At 69.9% G+C, this 13,067-nt stretch carries 16 protein-coding genes and 3 tRNA genes; 6 read left to right on the top strand and 13 right to left on the bottom strand.

The genetic code is table 11. The features are described 5' to 3' along the window. Positions 1-229: 229 nt before the first annotated feature. A tRNA-Ala gene (locus tag VAE46_RS11045) sits at positions 230-305 on the top strand. 155 nt (positions 306-460) lie between these two features. Here the strand turns inward: VAE46_RS11045 and miaB are convergent. Then, the gene (gene miaB / locus VAE46_RS11040) at positions 461-1,753 is read right to left on the bottom strand and encodes a tRNA (N6-isopentenyl adenosine(37)-C2)-methylthiotransferase MiaB (RefSeq protein ID WP_322796988.1); all 1,293 of its coding nucleotides are present in this window, start codon (positions 1,751-1,753) and stop codon (positions 461-463) included. A gap of 15 nt (positions 1,754-1,768) precedes the next feature. Then, a tRNA-Ser gene (locus tag VAE46_RS11035) sits at positions 1,769-1,858 on the bottom strand. Between the two features lie 97 nt (positions 1,859-1,955). Here VAE46_RS11035 and VAE46_RS11030 point away from each other — a divergent pair. Genes VAE46_RS11030 through VAE46_RS11015 form a run of 4 tightly spaced genes read left to right on the top strand, consistent with a single transcriptional unit; the run spans position 1,956 to position 5,324 of the window. After that, complete coding sequence (locus VAE46_RS11030) at positions 1,956-2,582, top strand: NUDIX hydrolase (protein WP_322796987.1); 627 nt, start codon at positions 1,956-1,958, stop codon at positions 2,580-2,582. A 53-nt stretch (positions 2,583-2,635) separates the two neighbouring features. Next, positions 2,636-3,565: a molybdate ABC transporter substrate-binding protein gene (gene modA / locus VAE46_RS11025; protein WP_322796986.1), complete on the top strand. Its 930-nt coding sequence runs from the start codon at positions 2,636-2,638 to the stop codon at positions 3,563-3,565. After that, entirely contained in the window at positions 3,562-4,239 is a 678-nt protein-coding gene (modB, locus tag VAE46_RS11020; RefSeq protein ID WP_322796985.1) for a molybdate ABC transporter permease subunit, read from the top strand. The genes modA and modB overlap by 4 nt, the downstream gene beginning before the upstream one ends. After that, complete coding sequence (locus VAE46_RS11015; RefSeq protein ID WP_322796984.1) at positions 4,236-5,324, top strand: ABC transporter ATP-binding protein; 1,089 nt, start codon at positions 4,236-4,238, stop codon at positions 5,322-5,324. Before modB ends, VAE46_RS11015 begins: the two co-directional genes overlap by 4 nt. Here VAE46_RS11015 and VAE46_RS11010 read toward each other — a convergent pair. Genes VAE46_RS11010 through VAE46_RS10995 form a run of 4 tightly spaced genes read right to left on the bottom strand, consistent with a single transcriptional unit; the run spans position 5,299 to position 7,855 of the window. Continuing rightward, positions 5,299-5,949 (bottom strand): class I SAM-dependent methyltransferase, encoded by a 651-nt coding sequence (locus VAE46_RS11010; protein ID WP_322796983.1) that lies wholly within the window; start codon positions 5,947-5,949, stop codon positions 5,299-5,301. The two genes, VAE46_RS11015 and VAE46_RS11010, sit on opposite strands and share 26 nt — an antisense overlap. Next, positions 5,942-6,265 (bottom strand): antibiotic biosynthesis monooxygenase, encoded by a 324-nt coding sequence (locus tag VAE46_RS11005; RefSeq protein ID WP_322796982.1) that lies wholly within the window; start codon positions 6,263-6,265, stop codon positions 5,942-5,944. Before VAE46_RS11005 ends, VAE46_RS11010 begins: the two co-directional genes overlap by 8 nt. Before the next feature lie 26 nt (positions 6,266-6,291). Then, positions 6,292-6,807 (bottom strand): hypothetical protein, encoded by a 516-nt coding sequence (locus tag VAE46_RS11000; protein WP_322796981.1) that lies wholly within the window; start codon positions 6,805-6,807, stop codon positions 6,292-6,294. A gap of 49 nt (positions 6,808-6,856) precedes the next feature. Beyond that, positions 6,857-7,855 (bottom strand): serine hydrolase, encoded by a 999-nt coding sequence (locus VAE46_RS10995; protein WP_322796980.1) that lies wholly within the window; start codon positions 7,853-7,855, stop codon positions 6,857-6,859. Positions 7,856-7,943: 88 nt separating this feature from the next. On the opposite strand from VAE46_RS10995, the gene VAE46_RS10990 reads away from it, so the two are divergent. Then, a complete protein-coding gene (locus tag VAE46_RS10990) occupies positions 7,944-8,915 on the top strand; it encodes a threonine/serine dehydratase (protein ID WP_322796979.1) in 972 nt (323 codons plus the stop codon). A 25-nt stretch (positions 8,916-8,940) separates the two neighbouring features. On the opposite strand, the gene VAE46_RS10985 is transcribed toward VAE46_RS10990, so the two are convergent. From VAE46_RS10985 to VAE46_RS10955, 7 genes are all read right to left on the bottom strand, one after another. Continuing rightward, positions 8,941-9,015 (bottom strand) — tRNA-Arg (locus tag VAE46_RS10985). Positions 9,016-9,052: 37 nt separating this feature from the next. Further along, entirely contained in the window at positions 9,053-9,997 is a 945-nt protein-coding gene (locus tag VAE46_RS10980; protein WP_322796978.1) for a PH domain-containing protein, read from the bottom strand. Beyond that, positions 9,961-10,887, bottom strand: a complete 927-nt coding sequence (locus VAE46_RS10975) for a branched-chain amino acid transaminase (protein WP_322796977.1) — start codon at positions 10,885-10,887, stop codon at positions 9,961-9,963. Before VAE46_RS10975 ends, VAE46_RS10980 begins: the two co-directional genes overlap by 37 nt. 56 nt (positions 10,888-10,943) lie before the next feature. Next, complete coding sequence (locus tag VAE46_RS10970) at positions 10,944-11,378, bottom strand: hypothetical protein (RefSeq protein WP_322796976.1); 435 nt, start codon at positions 11,376-11,378, stop codon at positions 10,944-10,946. Positions 11,379-11,422: 44 nt separating this feature from the next. Continuing rightward, positions 11,423-12,277 carry a hypothetical protein gene (locus VAE46_RS10965; RefSeq protein WP_322796975.1) on the bottom strand — a complete coding sequence of 285 codons (855 nt, stop codon included), beginning with the start codon at positions 12,275-12,277 and terminating at the stop codon, positions 11,423-11,425. Continuing rightward, complete coding sequence (locus VAE46_RS10960; RefSeq protein WP_322796974.1) at positions 12,274-12,855, bottom strand: DinB family protein; 582 nt, start codon at positions 12,853-12,855, stop codon at positions 12,274-12,276. The genes VAE46_RS10965 and VAE46_RS10960 overlap by 4 nt, the downstream gene beginning before the upstream one ends. Then, positions 12,852-13,067 (bottom strand): hypothetical protein (locus tag VAE46_RS10955; protein ID WP_322796973.1); only part of this gene is annotated, 216 nt, incomplete at its 5' end. The genes VAE46_RS10955 and VAE46_RS10960, both read right to left, overlap by 4 nt.

Here is a 13,067-nt window from a genome sequence, read left to right as displayed (position 1 = left end):
CCGACGCCAGCCTCGGCTCGCTCATCGGCGCGGGCCTCGACACCATCCAGGTGCACCAGGTGCAGCTCATCTGGCCGACCCTGATGGTCGCCCTGCTCATGCTCTGCTTCACCTTCCTCGGCGACGGCCTGCGCGACGCCCTCGACCCGCGCACCCGCCACTAAGCGTTCGAACGGGTCCGGTTTGGCGCGCAACTGCGGGTGCTGGTACCATCGCTCATGTAGCGGCCGGGGCTGTAGCTCAATCGGGAGAGCGCAACACTGGCAGTGTTGAGGTAAGGGGTTCGAATCCCCTCAGCTCCACCACCCTGACCAGCGCGAAGAGGCCCACACTCGTGGGCCTCTTTTTCGTTTGGATGGCGACACGTTGACGGCGGTCAAACCACCGGACGGTAACTCCCCCGGCCGTCTGCTATGGCGTGCGACGCAGCGAACAGGGCAACGGACCCGGGCAGGACGGGCTACACGAGCGCGAGGGCATCGACCGGGACGCCGCGCAGTGAGAACGGCCCCGCATGCTCGATGCGCACCTCGACCAGCTCGCCGACGCGCGCCGGGGCATCGAGGTGCGTTAGCTTCCCGGTGCGGGTGCGCCCGAATGGCTGCCCGTTGCGCACACCCTCGACCAGGATCTCCTGCACGGTGCCGACGTAGCGCCGGTTGAGCTCTTCGGAGATGCGCGCCTCCAGCGCCTCGACCCGGTGCAGGCGCTCCGACTTGACCTCGGTCGGCACGTCGTCCGGGAGCTTCCGCCAGGCGATCGTGCCCGGCCGTGGCGAATACGCCGCCACGTGGACCTTGTCGAAGCGAACCTCCTCGAGCAGTGAGAGCGTCTGCTCGAAGTCCTCCTCGGTCTCTCCGGGGTAGCCGACGATGACATCGGTGGTAATGCCGGCATCCGGCATCAGCGAGCGCACCTCGCGAATCTTGTCGAGGTACTCCTCGCGCGTGTACCCGCGCCGCATCGATTCGAGCACCGCATTGCTGCCTGCCTGGACGGGCAGCGAGAAGCACTCCATCACTTTGGGCAGTTGCGCCACGGCCTCGAGGATGCGGGGCGTCATGTCCTTCGGATACGAGGTCAGGAAGCGGATGCGGTCGAGCCGCTCCAGCTCGCTCAGCGCGCGCATCAGGTCGCCCAGGTCGGGCTGGTCGGGGAGGTCGTGGCCGTAGGCCTCAACGGTCTGGCCGAGCAGGGTCACCTCCCGCACCCCGTGCGCCGTGAGGTAGGCGACTTCGCGCACGATCTCGGTGATCGGCCGGCTCTTCTCCCGCCCTCGCCGGTACGGCACGATGCAGTAGGTGCAGAACTTGTTGCATCCGTGGACGACCGGAACGTAGGCGGTCGGGCCGTTCGGGATGGCGTAGGTGGTGGGCCAGAATTCGCCGCCCAGGTCCTCCGCCGGCTCTTCGACCAGCGCCATGATCGGCTCGAACTGCTGCGGCCGCGCGAAAACATCGACCTGCGGGAAGCGCCGCTCGAGCTCGTCCGTTTTCAGGCCGACCATGCAGCCCATCACCGCGACCTTCACGCCGGGGCGCTCGGCCTTCAGCTGGCGAATGCGCCCCAGCTTCGAATACGCCCGGTCTTCGGCGTGCTGGCGCACGCTGCACGTGTTCAGCACGATGATATCGGCCCGCTCCATCCGGTCCGTCGGTTTGAGGCCGAGGCGCTGGAGACCGGCGGCCAGCTTTTCGCTGTCCGCCTTGTTCATCTGACATCCGACCGTCCAGAGGTAGTACCGCGCAGGCATCGTTGAAACCGGGAGTGGCGGAGGGGGAGGGATTCGAACCCTCGACCGAGTTACCCCGGAACCCGCTTAGCAGGCGGGCGCACTAGACCACTATGCGACCCCTCCGGGTACGCCGGACCTTCATTCTACGGTTCACCGGCCGATTCGGTCATCCGCAGAACCCCGCGGTGGGCCCTTATCGCGGGGCCGCTACACTGCGCGTGTGCCAGTCGCCGTGGTGCTGGTCATCTTCACGGTCCGGAGCGACCGGCTCAACGTGCTCCTCATCGAGCGCGCTGCCGAACCGTGCCGGGGCCAATGGGCGCTCCCCGGCGGCCTCCTCCTTGAGGGCGAAACGCTCGATGCGGCGGCGAAGCGCAAGCTGGCCGATGAAACCGGCGTCGCCGACGTGTTCCTCGAACAGCTTTACACGTTCGACCGGCTCGGCCGGGGACGCGCAGAGGCGGTCGTCTCCTACTTCGCCCTGGTCGACAGCGGCCGGGCCCGCCTGCGCCCGGAGAGCGAGTGGCGGCCCGCCTGGCACCCGGTTCGCTCGCTCCCGCCGCTCGCCTTTGAGAACGACCGGGTCATCGCCTACGCCGAGAAGCGCCTCCGCGGGAAGCTCGAGTACACCAACGTGGTCTACAGCCTGCTGCCCGAACGGTTCACCCTCACCCGGATGCAGCAGACGTACGAGGCCATCCTCGGCGAACGCCTCGACAAGCGGAACTTCCGGCGAAGGGTGGTCGGACTGGGCATCGTCCGGCCGACGGACAGCTACGAAAAGCAGGGACCCCACCGGCCGGCCATGCTCTACGAGTTCACCCGCCGCGAGCCGATGGTGCTTTAGCATCGGCCGATGCCGCCCTTGGCCGCCATGGTGCGCAGCCTGATACTCAGCCCGTGACCTGGATCCCCGCACTCCACCGGCTCCTCGCCGCGACCTGTGCCCCGCGCCGGGCATGGGCATGCCGCCCGCGCCGCGGAGGGAGCACGGCGGGCCGCCTGCTCGCCATGGTGTGCCTCGTCGCCGGGCTGGCTGCGGCCTGCGGCTCGCCATCGACCGAAGAATCGCCCGCGGGCGACGGGGTCGAATGGGTCACGAACGTGGCCGCCGGCGCGGCCCCGGATGAAGGAACCACGCCGCGCGTGAACGTCGCCGCCGCCAGCGACCTCCGCGGCGCGCTCGAGGAGCTGCGGCCCGCCCTCGAAGGCGCCTGCCAGACTGCGGTCACCGTCACCTACGGCTCATCCGGGCAGCTCAGTCAGCAAATCGCCGCCGGGGCCCCCTTCGCCCTCTTCCTCTCCGCCGACCGTCAGTACCCCGAACAGCTCGCCGCGAAGGGCCGGGTCGCGCCCGGCGGCCTCGCCCTCTACGGGCGCGGACGGCTGGCGCTGGTGGTGCGCGATGGCCTCCCCGTCCCCGGTTCGCCCGGGGCACTCGTAGACGGTCCCTACCGGTCGATCGCCATCGCCAACCCGCAGCATGCACCGTACGGACGGGCTGCCCGGCAGGCGCTGGAACGCTCGGGAACTCTGGCCGCCGTGGAAACGCGCCTCGTCATCGCCGAAAACGTCCGCCAGGCCCTCGACTATGTCGAAACGGGCAATGCCGACGCAGGGCTCGTCGCCCTCGCGCTCATCCCGCCCGGGGCGCGGCAGGCGGTGCACCTGGTGGATGCGGCCCTGCACGAGCCTATCGAACAGGCCGGGGCGGTCATCGCCGGGAGCGGCGCAGAACGAACGGCCCGCTGCCTGCTCCAGTACCTGCTCGACGCGCCGGGGCAGGCGGTGCTGCAGCGCTACGGCTTCGAACCCGCGGGGACGCCGTGAGCGAGGCCACGCTTGACGCGGTCCGCATCTCGCTGCTGGTCGCGACGTTCGGGACGATCGTGTGCGCGCTCATCGGCACCCCGCTGGCATGGGCCGTGGCCCGCGCTCCGCGCCCGCTCGCGGCCGCCGTTTCTGCGGTGACGCTGCTTCCACTCGCGCTCCCCCCGACGGCCGTGGGCTACTACCTGCTCTGGTTGCTCGGCCGCGAAAGCCCCACCGGCCGGTTCTTGCTCGATACGGTTGGCCTGCAGCTGGTCTTCACCTGGCCGGGAGCAGCCATCGCCGCGGCGGTCGTAGCACTGCCGCTGTTCGTCCGCACCGCAATCGCCGGCTTCGAGCAGCTCGACGAGGACCTGCTCCTAACCGCCCGCACGATGGTCTCGCCGCCGCGGGCGTTCCTGCTGGTTGTCCTGCCCCTGGCGTGGCGCTCCCTGCTTGCTGCCTGCGTGATCGCTTTCGCCCGCTGCCTCGGCGAATTCGGCGCCACCGTCATCGTTGCCGCCAGCATCCCCGGCCGCACCCAGACCCTCCCGGCGGCCATCTACGACGCCACCCAGGCCGGCAACGACGCCCGGGCCCACGAACTTGCCCTCGTAGCGCTCGCCATCGGGTTCGTCCTGATCCTGGCGCTCACCCTCCTGCTCGGGCGGGCGGTCAAAGGAGCACAGCCGTGAGGGGGCTGGCCGCCGACTTCGCCCTGCGCGCCGGGAGCTTCAGCCTCGAGGTGCATGTCGAGGCCGGGCCTGGCATCACTGTGCTGTTCGGCCCCTCCGGTTCCGGGAAGTCGCTCACGCTGCGCGCCATCGCCGGCCTCACGCGGCCGCGCTCCGGTCGGGTGACATTCGACGACACGGTCCTCTTCGACCGCTCCGCCGGTATCGACTGCCCGCCGCACCGTCGCCGCCTCGGCTTTGCCGGGCAGCATCCCGCCCTGCTCCCGTTCCTCGATGTCGCCGGGAATGTCGCGTTCGGACTGCGGGGCATCCCGCGCGCCGAGCGTGCGACCCGCGTGCGCCAGTGGCTCGAGCGCGTCGGGCTGCCCGGCTTCGAATCGCGCCGGGTCGGGACGCTCAGCGGCGGGCAGGCCCAGCGCATCGCACTGGCCCGCGCCCTGGCGCCGGGCCACCGGCTGCTTCTCCTCGATGAGCCGTTCTCCGCGCTCGATGAGTCCCTCCGGCAGGGGCTGCGCGCTATCCTGCGGCGCCTCGCGACCGAACAGGAGCTCACCATCCTCTTCGTGACCCACGACCTGCGCGAGGCCCACCTCCTCGCCGACCAGCTCGTTGTGCTCGATGGGGGAACAATCCTCCAGTGCGGCCAGCGGGAAACCGTCTTTCGGGCGCCCGCAAACCGGCGGGTCGCGCTCCTGCTCGGCGCGGTGAACGTCTTCCCCGGCGTCGTCCGCGCCCGGGACGGCCAGAACCTCCTGGTCGAGTCGCACGGCCTCGTCCTCCGCGCGCGGAGCTCTGCCGGCGACCCGGCCCCCGGCGACCCGGTGGACCTTACCATTCGGCCCGAGCGCGTCATCGTGCGCCGCAGCGACCCGGGCATCAACGCCTTCCCCGCGCGGGTGGCCGAAGACCTGGATTACGGTGCCGCCCACACCCTCGTCTTCGAGCCCCTTGCGGCCGGTCCGCGGCTGACCTGCGAGCTCGCCGCCCGCCCCTACGATGTGCTCGGGATCGCCGCAGCCGGGGAGTGGACCATCGAACTCCCGCCCGAGCACCTCCACGTCATGCCGGCCGCCCCGCCGACCTGAGCGCCACGACAGCGTAGAGCAGGTCGGTGCCGGGTCCCGGGCTCAGGTCGAACGCCCGCGGCCGCTCGAACCCGCCGGCATGCGCAAGGTAGAGGCCGATAAGCTCCGCCCGATCGCGGTCGCTGAGGGCGAGCCACGCCGCCACGGCCTTCGTCGGGAAGCAGCGGTTCGAATAGCTGGCGACAAAAGCACCGCCCGGTTTCAGGACGCGGGCCACTTCCGCGAAGACTTCTGCCGGTCGGATCAGATACTGCACCGAAACCGCGCAGAGCACGGCATCGAAGGAGGCATCGGGCCACGGCAGCGCCGGGTCTGTGTTCAGGTCCTGCACCACGCGCTCCGTGAGCCTCGGGTTATTGTCGAGTTCGACGGCGTTCATTCCGAGCCCGGCAACGGACTCGAAGCGAACGTCCGAGGGCAGATGCGAGACCCAGCTCGACATGAGGTCGAGAACGCGCGACCCGGGCTCGAGGATGGCCCGGTAGAACGCCGTCAGCGCCGCAATCGCCGCATCGTCGATGTGGGTAACAAGCCGGGGCTCCCGGTAGAAGTCCCTGTCATCGCCCTCGTCCTGGCGAACGAAGTACTCCGGTCGAAGCGGCGGGAGACCAGCTGGCTCAGTCATTGAGCGCCGGGACACGGCCGCCTTGCGTCAGGACTGCCTCGTAGAACCGCGCCCGCGGGTGCCCGGCCAGGATGCCTTCGGGCATCCCGCCCGCGTGGGCCCGGCGAAACGCGTCTGATTGGGTCCACTGGACGAACGCCTGGCGGGACTCCCAGATGGTGTGCGAGATGTAATCGCCGGGTTCGTCACCCTTAAGGAGCGCGAAATGCACGAAACCGGGAACCTCGTGCAGGTAGCTCTCACGGGTCCGCCATCCCTCTTCGAATTCGGCCTCGCGTCCGGGGTTGACCTTGAACTGGTTCATCGCAACGAACATCGGCTTCTCCACGCCTGGGGGTGTTCCTAGTGTATCCCCAGTAGCGCCGCGCAGTTCGCCCACCCGCCTTCCCCGCCGAACCGCCCCCGGACGGTCCGCAGCCAGAGCGCGGTTCGCAGGTTGACCACCGGGTCCGACCACCTCCGGAAATCCTCCCCGGCGCGGTCGAAGTGGTAGCGCCCGTTCAGTTGGGCCAGGCCGAAGCTGCCGCCGTTCGGGTCATCCGGGTTGAACGCCCGCGGGTCGAGCGAGGCCGTCTCGCACAACACGATGCGGCGCATCTCCGGCCACCAGCCGGGCTCGTTCGGCCAGCCTGCGAGGGCAGCGTAGCGGTCGAGCTCGTCCAGCGTCAGCGGTCGCGCCGGCGGCCCCGAAATCGTTGCCATGAACGGGCTGGTCAGCTGTGGCGACGCCTCACCTGCCGGTTCTACGGCCATGGCCGTGGCCACCGCTGCGCCGAACAGGACGACGCCGAGCGTCGCGAACAGCGCGGCGAGCCAGCTGCGCCCAAGGCTCGAGGGTCGCTGCGGTGCGCCCTGCATCGACCGCCAATGTTGGCGCCTGCGCCGCTGTCCCTGCCAGCGAAGCGCGTTACCTCGCTGTCAAACCTTCGTGAATTGCGCGGGCGATCCGCTGTACCAGCTCCCAGTTCCAGTCGCCATCGACCATCACCGCCACGGCGAACCATTCGCCATCCACCTGCACGATGGCGACATCCCGGGTTACCCCCGGCCAGGTGCCGGTCTTGTTGCCGAGGTAACCGATGCCGTCGGAGGCTTCCAGCCCCGCGGGGATGCCGGCCCGGACTTCCTGCGCCGCGAGCAGGCCCAGGGCGTGGTCCCGCTGCTCGGGCGCCAGGCCCTCGCCCCGGGCAATTGCTGCTGCCAGCTGCGCCAGCGCGAGCGGCGTCGCGGGCAGTTCCCGGCTGTTGACCGACATGCCTTCGATGCCCAGGTCCAGCAGCGCCGCATCCACCGCGCCAGCCCCGAGAAAGCGCAGCAGGGCCACCGCCGAGGTGTTGTCGGAGAACGTGATCATCGCCTCCAGCAGCGTCCCCAGCAGGAGGGTCCCGTCTTCTGCGGGCTGGCCGACCCGTTCGAAGGTGCCGAGGTCTTCCGCGAGCGCCTCGTCGGTGATGGGGACCGCGTCTGTGTACCGCAGTTCGCCCGCCGAGATCCGCCGCTCGGCCTCGTAGAGGATGGCCAGCTTGAACGTCGAGGCCGCGTACCCGGCCCGGTCCGGGTTGATGCCCCCGAGCAGATCCCCGCGGAGATCGACCACCGCGACGCCGGCGGTCGCAAGCTCCTCGGGGGAAAGCGCACGCTCCAGCGCCCGCTCGATCGCGCCTGCCGGGGAGCCGGCGGAGCCCGCTATCCCCGGTGCCGACCGGCCAGTGTCCGCGGTCCTGGCGCTCGACGGGTGGTTCGCCGCTGCCTCGGGCGCCTGCGCGGGGTCAGCCAGTTCCGCCGAAATGACCGAGACAAGGTAGACGAACGACGCCGCGACGGCTGCCACAGCACCCAAGAGCGCAACGAGCGCGACCCGCTCGCCCGGGGCACCGGGCGGAAGACGACGACCGGCAACAGCCATCGTCGATGCTCCTTGCCCCCGCCGCCTGCATGATACCGCGCGCTGCGGTCGGCTGGCAGCGGCGCGCGGCAGCCCGTAGGCTGACCGCATGACCGACCTGTCCATCTCGTTCCGCGACGTGCTCGACGCAGCGACGCGTATCGCGCCGGTGGTCCATCGCACCCCGGTGCGCCGGTCGCGGCAGCTCGACGTGCTGGCGGGCTGTCGCGTGTACCTGAAATGCGAAAACGAACAGCGCGTGGGGGCTTTCAAGATTCGCGGTGCGTACAACCGGATTGCCGCGCTCACTCCCGAAGAGCGCGCACGCGGGGTGGTCGCGGCCTCGAGCGGCAACCACGCCCAGGGGGTCGCACTGGCGGCCCGGCTGCTGGGAATCGGGGCAACCATCTTCATGCCGTCCGACGCCCCGCTGACCAAGGTTGAGGCCACCCGGGGCTACGGCGCGGAGGTGGTCTTCTACGACCGCTCCCGCGTGCTTCCCGCCGACGCGGTGCGTGAACACGCTGAGACCACGGGCGCGGTCGTCGTACCCGCCTTCGATGACCCGTTCGTGATGGCCGGTCAGGGCACCGTCGCCCTCGAGCTGCTCGCCGAAACGGGGCCGCTGGATGCCGTGGTGGTGCCCCTCGGCGGGGGAGGCCTGCTCTCGGGCGTCGCGACCGTCGTGCGCGCCCTCAGCCCGCGCACGCGCATCTACGGCGTCGAACCGGTCGGGGCCGATGATTGGGTCCAGAGCCTCCGCGTCGGGCGCCCGGTGCAGATTCCCCCGCCCACGACGATCGCCGATGGCGTCCGCACACGGGAGCCGGGTCAGCTCACGTTCGCCGTTGTCTCTCGCCTGGTCGACGACGTGGTTACGGCGCCCGATGACCGCATCCGGGAGGCGGTCCGTTTCCTCTGCCTGCGCGTGAAGACCGTGGTCGAACCCTCGGGCGCGCTCGGTGTGGCGGCGCTCATGGCAGGCGCGGTGCCCGGAATCGAGGGAAAGCGGGTGGGCGTGGTGCTCTCGGGCGGCAACATCGACCCGGAGCTGCTCGCGGCCATCCTCTCGGGGCGCTGATTGACTTCGGCTGCAGGGGAACAGGTGGTACCCCCGGCAGGAATCGAACCTGCGCCTTCGGCTCCGGAGGCCGACACTCTATCCGCTGAGCTACGGGGGCCTGCGCAAAATCCTACCGCGGCCGACGCCTCCGCGCATCAGCCGGCCGTGGAAAGGGCTACCAGCGCCGCGCCGAGGAGCACCGCCTGCAGCATCGCCCCGGCCGCGATCAGCCACAGGCCCGCCGCCCGTTCGAATGCATGCAGCACCACCCCGGCGACGGAATTCGCCGCCAGTACCCCCACCGCGAGGTACGCGATGCCGAGGATTTCCGACCTGTCCCCAACGCGCACGATGCCGCCCAGCTCTGGGAACGATAGCTCGACCACCTGCGGCAGCCCGGGGTAGGAGGTGAAGACGTAGCCCGCTACGACCGCGCAGAGCGCGGCCGCAACCGCCACGCCAGCCATCGCCGTCCGGTCGCGCCAGAACGGCAGGGCAGCCGGCCCCAGCGCCTCGGAGCGCTGCATCGGGTACGCCTCGAACGGTGCGACGCTCGCCCGCGCCTGGATCGCTTCCGCGAACGCAGCCTGGTCGGTTACGGTCAGCCCGTACACCTCGCCGTCGGTAACGACATACAGCAGCTCGTCCGGGCTCGAATGGGTGGAGTAGAAGAGGACATAGCCGACGCGGCGGACAGCGCCCGAACCAATGTGGCATCCCCACCAGTTCAGGCCGCTCACCTCCGGCGGGTCGAGTGTCCGGCCCGGGACGAGCCGCTGAACCGCACCGATGGGGACCACGACCCGCCGAAATCCCCAGCGAATCTGCAGCTCCCCGTTGTCGACCACGTACGCCAGCGTAAACAGGGCGTACGCCCACGCCGCGAACATGATGCCGAGCCCGGTGGCTGCGGCGGCCGCTCCCCACGCAAGGAACGTCTTGAAGCTCGGGTCGGCCCCAGAGGCCACGCTGCCGCTCAGGAAAGCAACGGCGAACGCCCACGCCGCAAAGGCGCCAGCCACGATGACGCCGAGCGCCCGCGGGGGCTGGAATACGGTCGCGCTCAGGGGGTGACGCGGGCCCGCGCCGGCGTGCACCATTTGCGGTACTTCTCGTTCTTGCCCCGGATGCAGTCGTAGAAGAGCGCGCTCAGCTTGCTGGTGATCGGACCGATGCGCCCATCGCCGACCGGCCGTCGGTCGACTTCAACAACGGGCGTAAGGTGCGCCGCGGTGCCGGTCATGAACACCTCATCGGCGATGTACAGCTCCGTGCGGTCGATCTCGCGCTCCACCAGCTCGATGCCGAGCTCGTTCCTGGCCAGCTCGATCACGCTCTTCGCCGTGATGCCCTCGAGCACGTTGTCCGCCGGCGTGGGCGTGATCAGCTTCCCATGCCGGACCATGAAGATGTTCTCGCCGCTGCCCTCCGAAACGTGGCCGTTTTCGTTGAGCATGATCGCCTCGTCGAACCCGTTGGCGTTCGCCTCGGTCTTGGCCAGGGCAGAGTTGACGTAGATGCCGGTCACCTTGGCGCGCGGCGGGATGCCGGTGTCCTGCACGCGCCGCCAGGTGCTGGTGTGGCAGCGGGCGACCTCCGGCAGGTAGGCCGGGAACGGCGTCAGGAAGATGAGCGTGTCGCTCTCGAGGTTGTGGAGGCGCACCCCGAGCTGCTCGCTCGAGAGGTACACCATCGGGCGCAGGTACACATCCTCCGTGTAGCCGCTCCGCTCTACGAGCTCGACGGCAATTTCGCACAGTCGGTCGACGCTGTCGTGCATCTGGAGCATCAGGATCTTGGCGCTCTGCTGCAGCCGCTCGAAATGCTCCCGAAGCCGGAAGAGGTACGTCGTTTGGTCATCGGGGTTCCAGTTCCCGCGGATGCCCTCGAATACCGCCGTCCCGTAGTTGAAGGCGTGGGTCATCACGCCGATCTTTGCCTCGCTGAGCGGCACGATTTTGCCCTGGAAATACGCGTACGGTGTCGGCATACGTCCCCTCGGTCCGGGTGCTCCGGGTTTGCGCCAGTATATCCCCCTGTCGCCTTTCACGGTGCAGGCGTCGGTTCCAGCCCCCTGCTGAAAAACGTCGGTTCCCGGCACTCTGCGATCTGCGGTTCGAGCGCGGCCAGCCGGCGGCGCGCATCATCCGGCGGGAGGGGCGGCGGCTTGGTCACCAGCGACGTGGGATCCGCCAGCGCTTCCTCGAGGTAGGCCACGAACTGCTGGTTGTACTTCGCGAGGTCCGGCGGTGGGTCGATAGCCTTCATTGTCGCGACGAACTCGCGAACCACTCTCCCAATCTCATCGGCGGTGGTGGCACTCAGCAGCGCGTCGGTGAAGTTGTCGATCCCGACGCAAATCGCCCGGAGGTACTCCTCATCGCTGCCGGTGCCGACCGGTTCCGCCTGGTCACCCCCGCCGCCAAAGCAGCCGGGCAGGAGAAGCACCGACCCAAGCATCACTGCCGCAAGGATTCGCATGCGCGCATGCTACACCCGCGCGAGCATGCAGACCCGCGCCAGGTTCAGAGGAGGATCCGTTTCGGCGCCGAGCGCGGCTCCCGCCGCCAGTTGACGACCAGCATCCGGGGCTCGCCGCCGTGCTCCACCCGCTCCATCCGGCAACGGTCAGCGCGCGCGAGCATCCGCTGCGCATCGGCCACCCAGCGTTCGACCCCCTCCGGCGGGGGCGGGAGGCGGTCTCCGGCGTCGCGGACCGCCTGCCACGCCTCCATGCCGAGCTGAAGCAGCCAGCCCAGCACCAGCTCCGCCATCCCGACATGGAAATCACGGTCGCCGAAGGTCGCAGCGTACCGTTCCGGGTTCGATTCCGAGGCTGTTACCAGCGCGGTTGCCCCCAGGTGAGGCAGCGAAAGGTCCGATGCCGCCCGGTACACCTCTCCGAGGCCCGGCCGGCGGGCCAGCGTCTCGGCCGACCGGAACGGGTGCAGCCGAAACTCCGTCGCGTGCTCCGCCGGCGCGAGCTGGACGCCCCCGCCAGCCAGCCACTCCGACCACTCCGCGCCGCCGCTCTCGAGCAGCGAACACGCCGCCGCGAGGAAATCGGCTGCGCCGCGGACCAGCAGCACCGCGGAGGAGTAATCGCCCCACTCCATGGCATGGAGCGCCTGCAGCCGCGCAAGCCAGCTCCGCGACCACGGCCCCATCGCTGAGGCCACAGCAGGCGTGCGAAAGCGCGACCCGGCGGCGGCGGTGGCGTGCTCGCCCTCCAGCCGGAGGCCCGCGACCACGTGCTCGACCTCGTCGCCGAGCACGAACCCGGTCTGGCGCCACGTATCGGCACATTCGGCCAGGTCGGCGGGCGGCTTCGGTGCCCTGGTCGCCCCCGCGAACACCCGCGGCAGCGCGATCCTGCTCATCCCGCGCTCCCCGGGTTCATCGCCGCCTGATAGCGCCGCACCATGGGGTCGTCCAGCCAGTCGGCGAGTTCCGGGGCGTGATGCGGCACCGCCCGCACCATGTCGGCCGCGTGGATCGGGTCGTGCTTGCACCAGCCCCGCAGGTAGAGCCCGAGCGGCACATCCGCCGGGGGCCGCTTCGCATCGCCGGCAAAGCGGATGGTCCGCTGGAGGTCCTCCTCGGTGAGCGCGGCGAGGTCGCGCCGCAGGGCCTCGCGCGTGGCCCGGGCCTCTTCCAGCAACGCCTCGAGGGGAAGCTGGCGCCGCTCCTGCACTCGCCGCTCGTTCCAGTCGTCGACATCGAAGCGCGTCCCGTCGCCCGTGCGAATCCCCGCATCTTCGCCGCGTCGAACCGCGCGGAACATTTCAGCGATCGGCTCATCGATGGTTGCCAGGTGGGCGATGAAATCACGCACCAGCCACGTCGACCCCGGGACCGGCAGCTCAAGCTCCGCAGGGCTCAGCGAACGGCAGAACGCCTCGAAGCGCTCGCGATGCGCATCGAGCTCCTGCAGCACCTCGGTGACCGTCTGGCTCATCCTGTTGCTCCTTCCTCGCGCCGGGCAGCCGCGCGAACTCGTTCGACGTACCGGGCGCGCAGGTCGCGCTCGGCGTCGTTCTCCGGGAAGAATCGCGTCAGCCAGCGCAGCACGATCGAGTCCAGCTCCACTTCGGGGAGCGCCTCCGCCAGCGCGAAGCCGCAGCGGAACACATGCCGCGACCAGCGGTCGACCTGCTCCAGCGCGGCCGG

Source organism: Tepidiforma sp. (assembly GCF_034433535.1).
Taxonomy (GTDB): Bacteria; Chloroflexota; Dehalococcoidia; order Tepidiformales; family Tepidiformaceae; genus Tepidiforma.
Note: the sequence above shows the minus strand (reverse complement) of the source record. Positions and strands in the feature narration are given on the sequence as shown.

Bases quoted from the DNA above. Each gene is read 5' to 3' on its own strand.
- miaB (WP_322796988.1), bottom strand. From the start codon at position 1,753: ATGCCTGCGCGGTACTACCTCTGGACGGTCGGATGTCAGATGAACAAG.
- VAE46_RS11010 (WP_322796983.1), bottom strand. From the start codon at position 5,949: ATGACTGAGCCAGCTGGTCTCCCGCCGCTTCGACCGGAGTACTTCGTT.
- VAE46_RS11005 (WP_322796982.1), bottom strand. From the start codon at position 6,265: ATGTTCGTTGCGATGAACCAGTTCAAGGTCAACCCCGGACGCGAGGCC.
- VAE46_RS11000 (WP_322796981.1), bottom strand. From the start codon at position 6,807: ATGCAGGGCGCACCGCAGCGACCCTCGAGCCTTGGGCGCAGCTGGCTC.
- VAE46_RS10995 (WP_322796980.1), bottom strand. From the start codon at position 7,855: ATGGCTGTTGCCGGTCGTCGTCTTCCGCCCGGTGCCCCGGGCGAGCGG.
- VAE46_RS10990 (WP_322796979.1), top strand. From the start codon at position 7,944: ATGACCGACCTGTCCATCTCGTTCCGCGACGTGCTCGACGCAGCGACG.
- VAE46_RS10980 (WP_322796978.1), bottom strand. From the start codon at position 9,997: ATGGTGCACGCCGGCGCGGGCCCGCGTCACCCCCTGAGCGCGACCGTA.
- VAE46_RS10975 (WP_322796977.1), bottom strand. From the start codon at position 10,887: ATGCCGACACCGTACGCGTATTTCCAGGGCAAAATCGTGCCGCTCAGC.
- VAE46_RS10970 (WP_322796976.1), bottom strand. From the start codon at position 11,378: ATGCGAATCCTTGCGGCAGTGATGCTTGGGTCGGTGCTTCTCCTGCCC.
- VAE46_RS10965 (WP_322796975.1), bottom strand. From the start codon at position 12,277: ATGAGCAGGATCGCGCTGCCGCGGGTGTTCGCGGGGGCGACCAGGGCA.
- VAE46_RS10960 (WP_322796974.1), bottom strand. From the start codon at position 12,855: ATGAGCCAGACGGTCACCGAGGTGCTGCAGGAGCTCGATGCGCATCGC.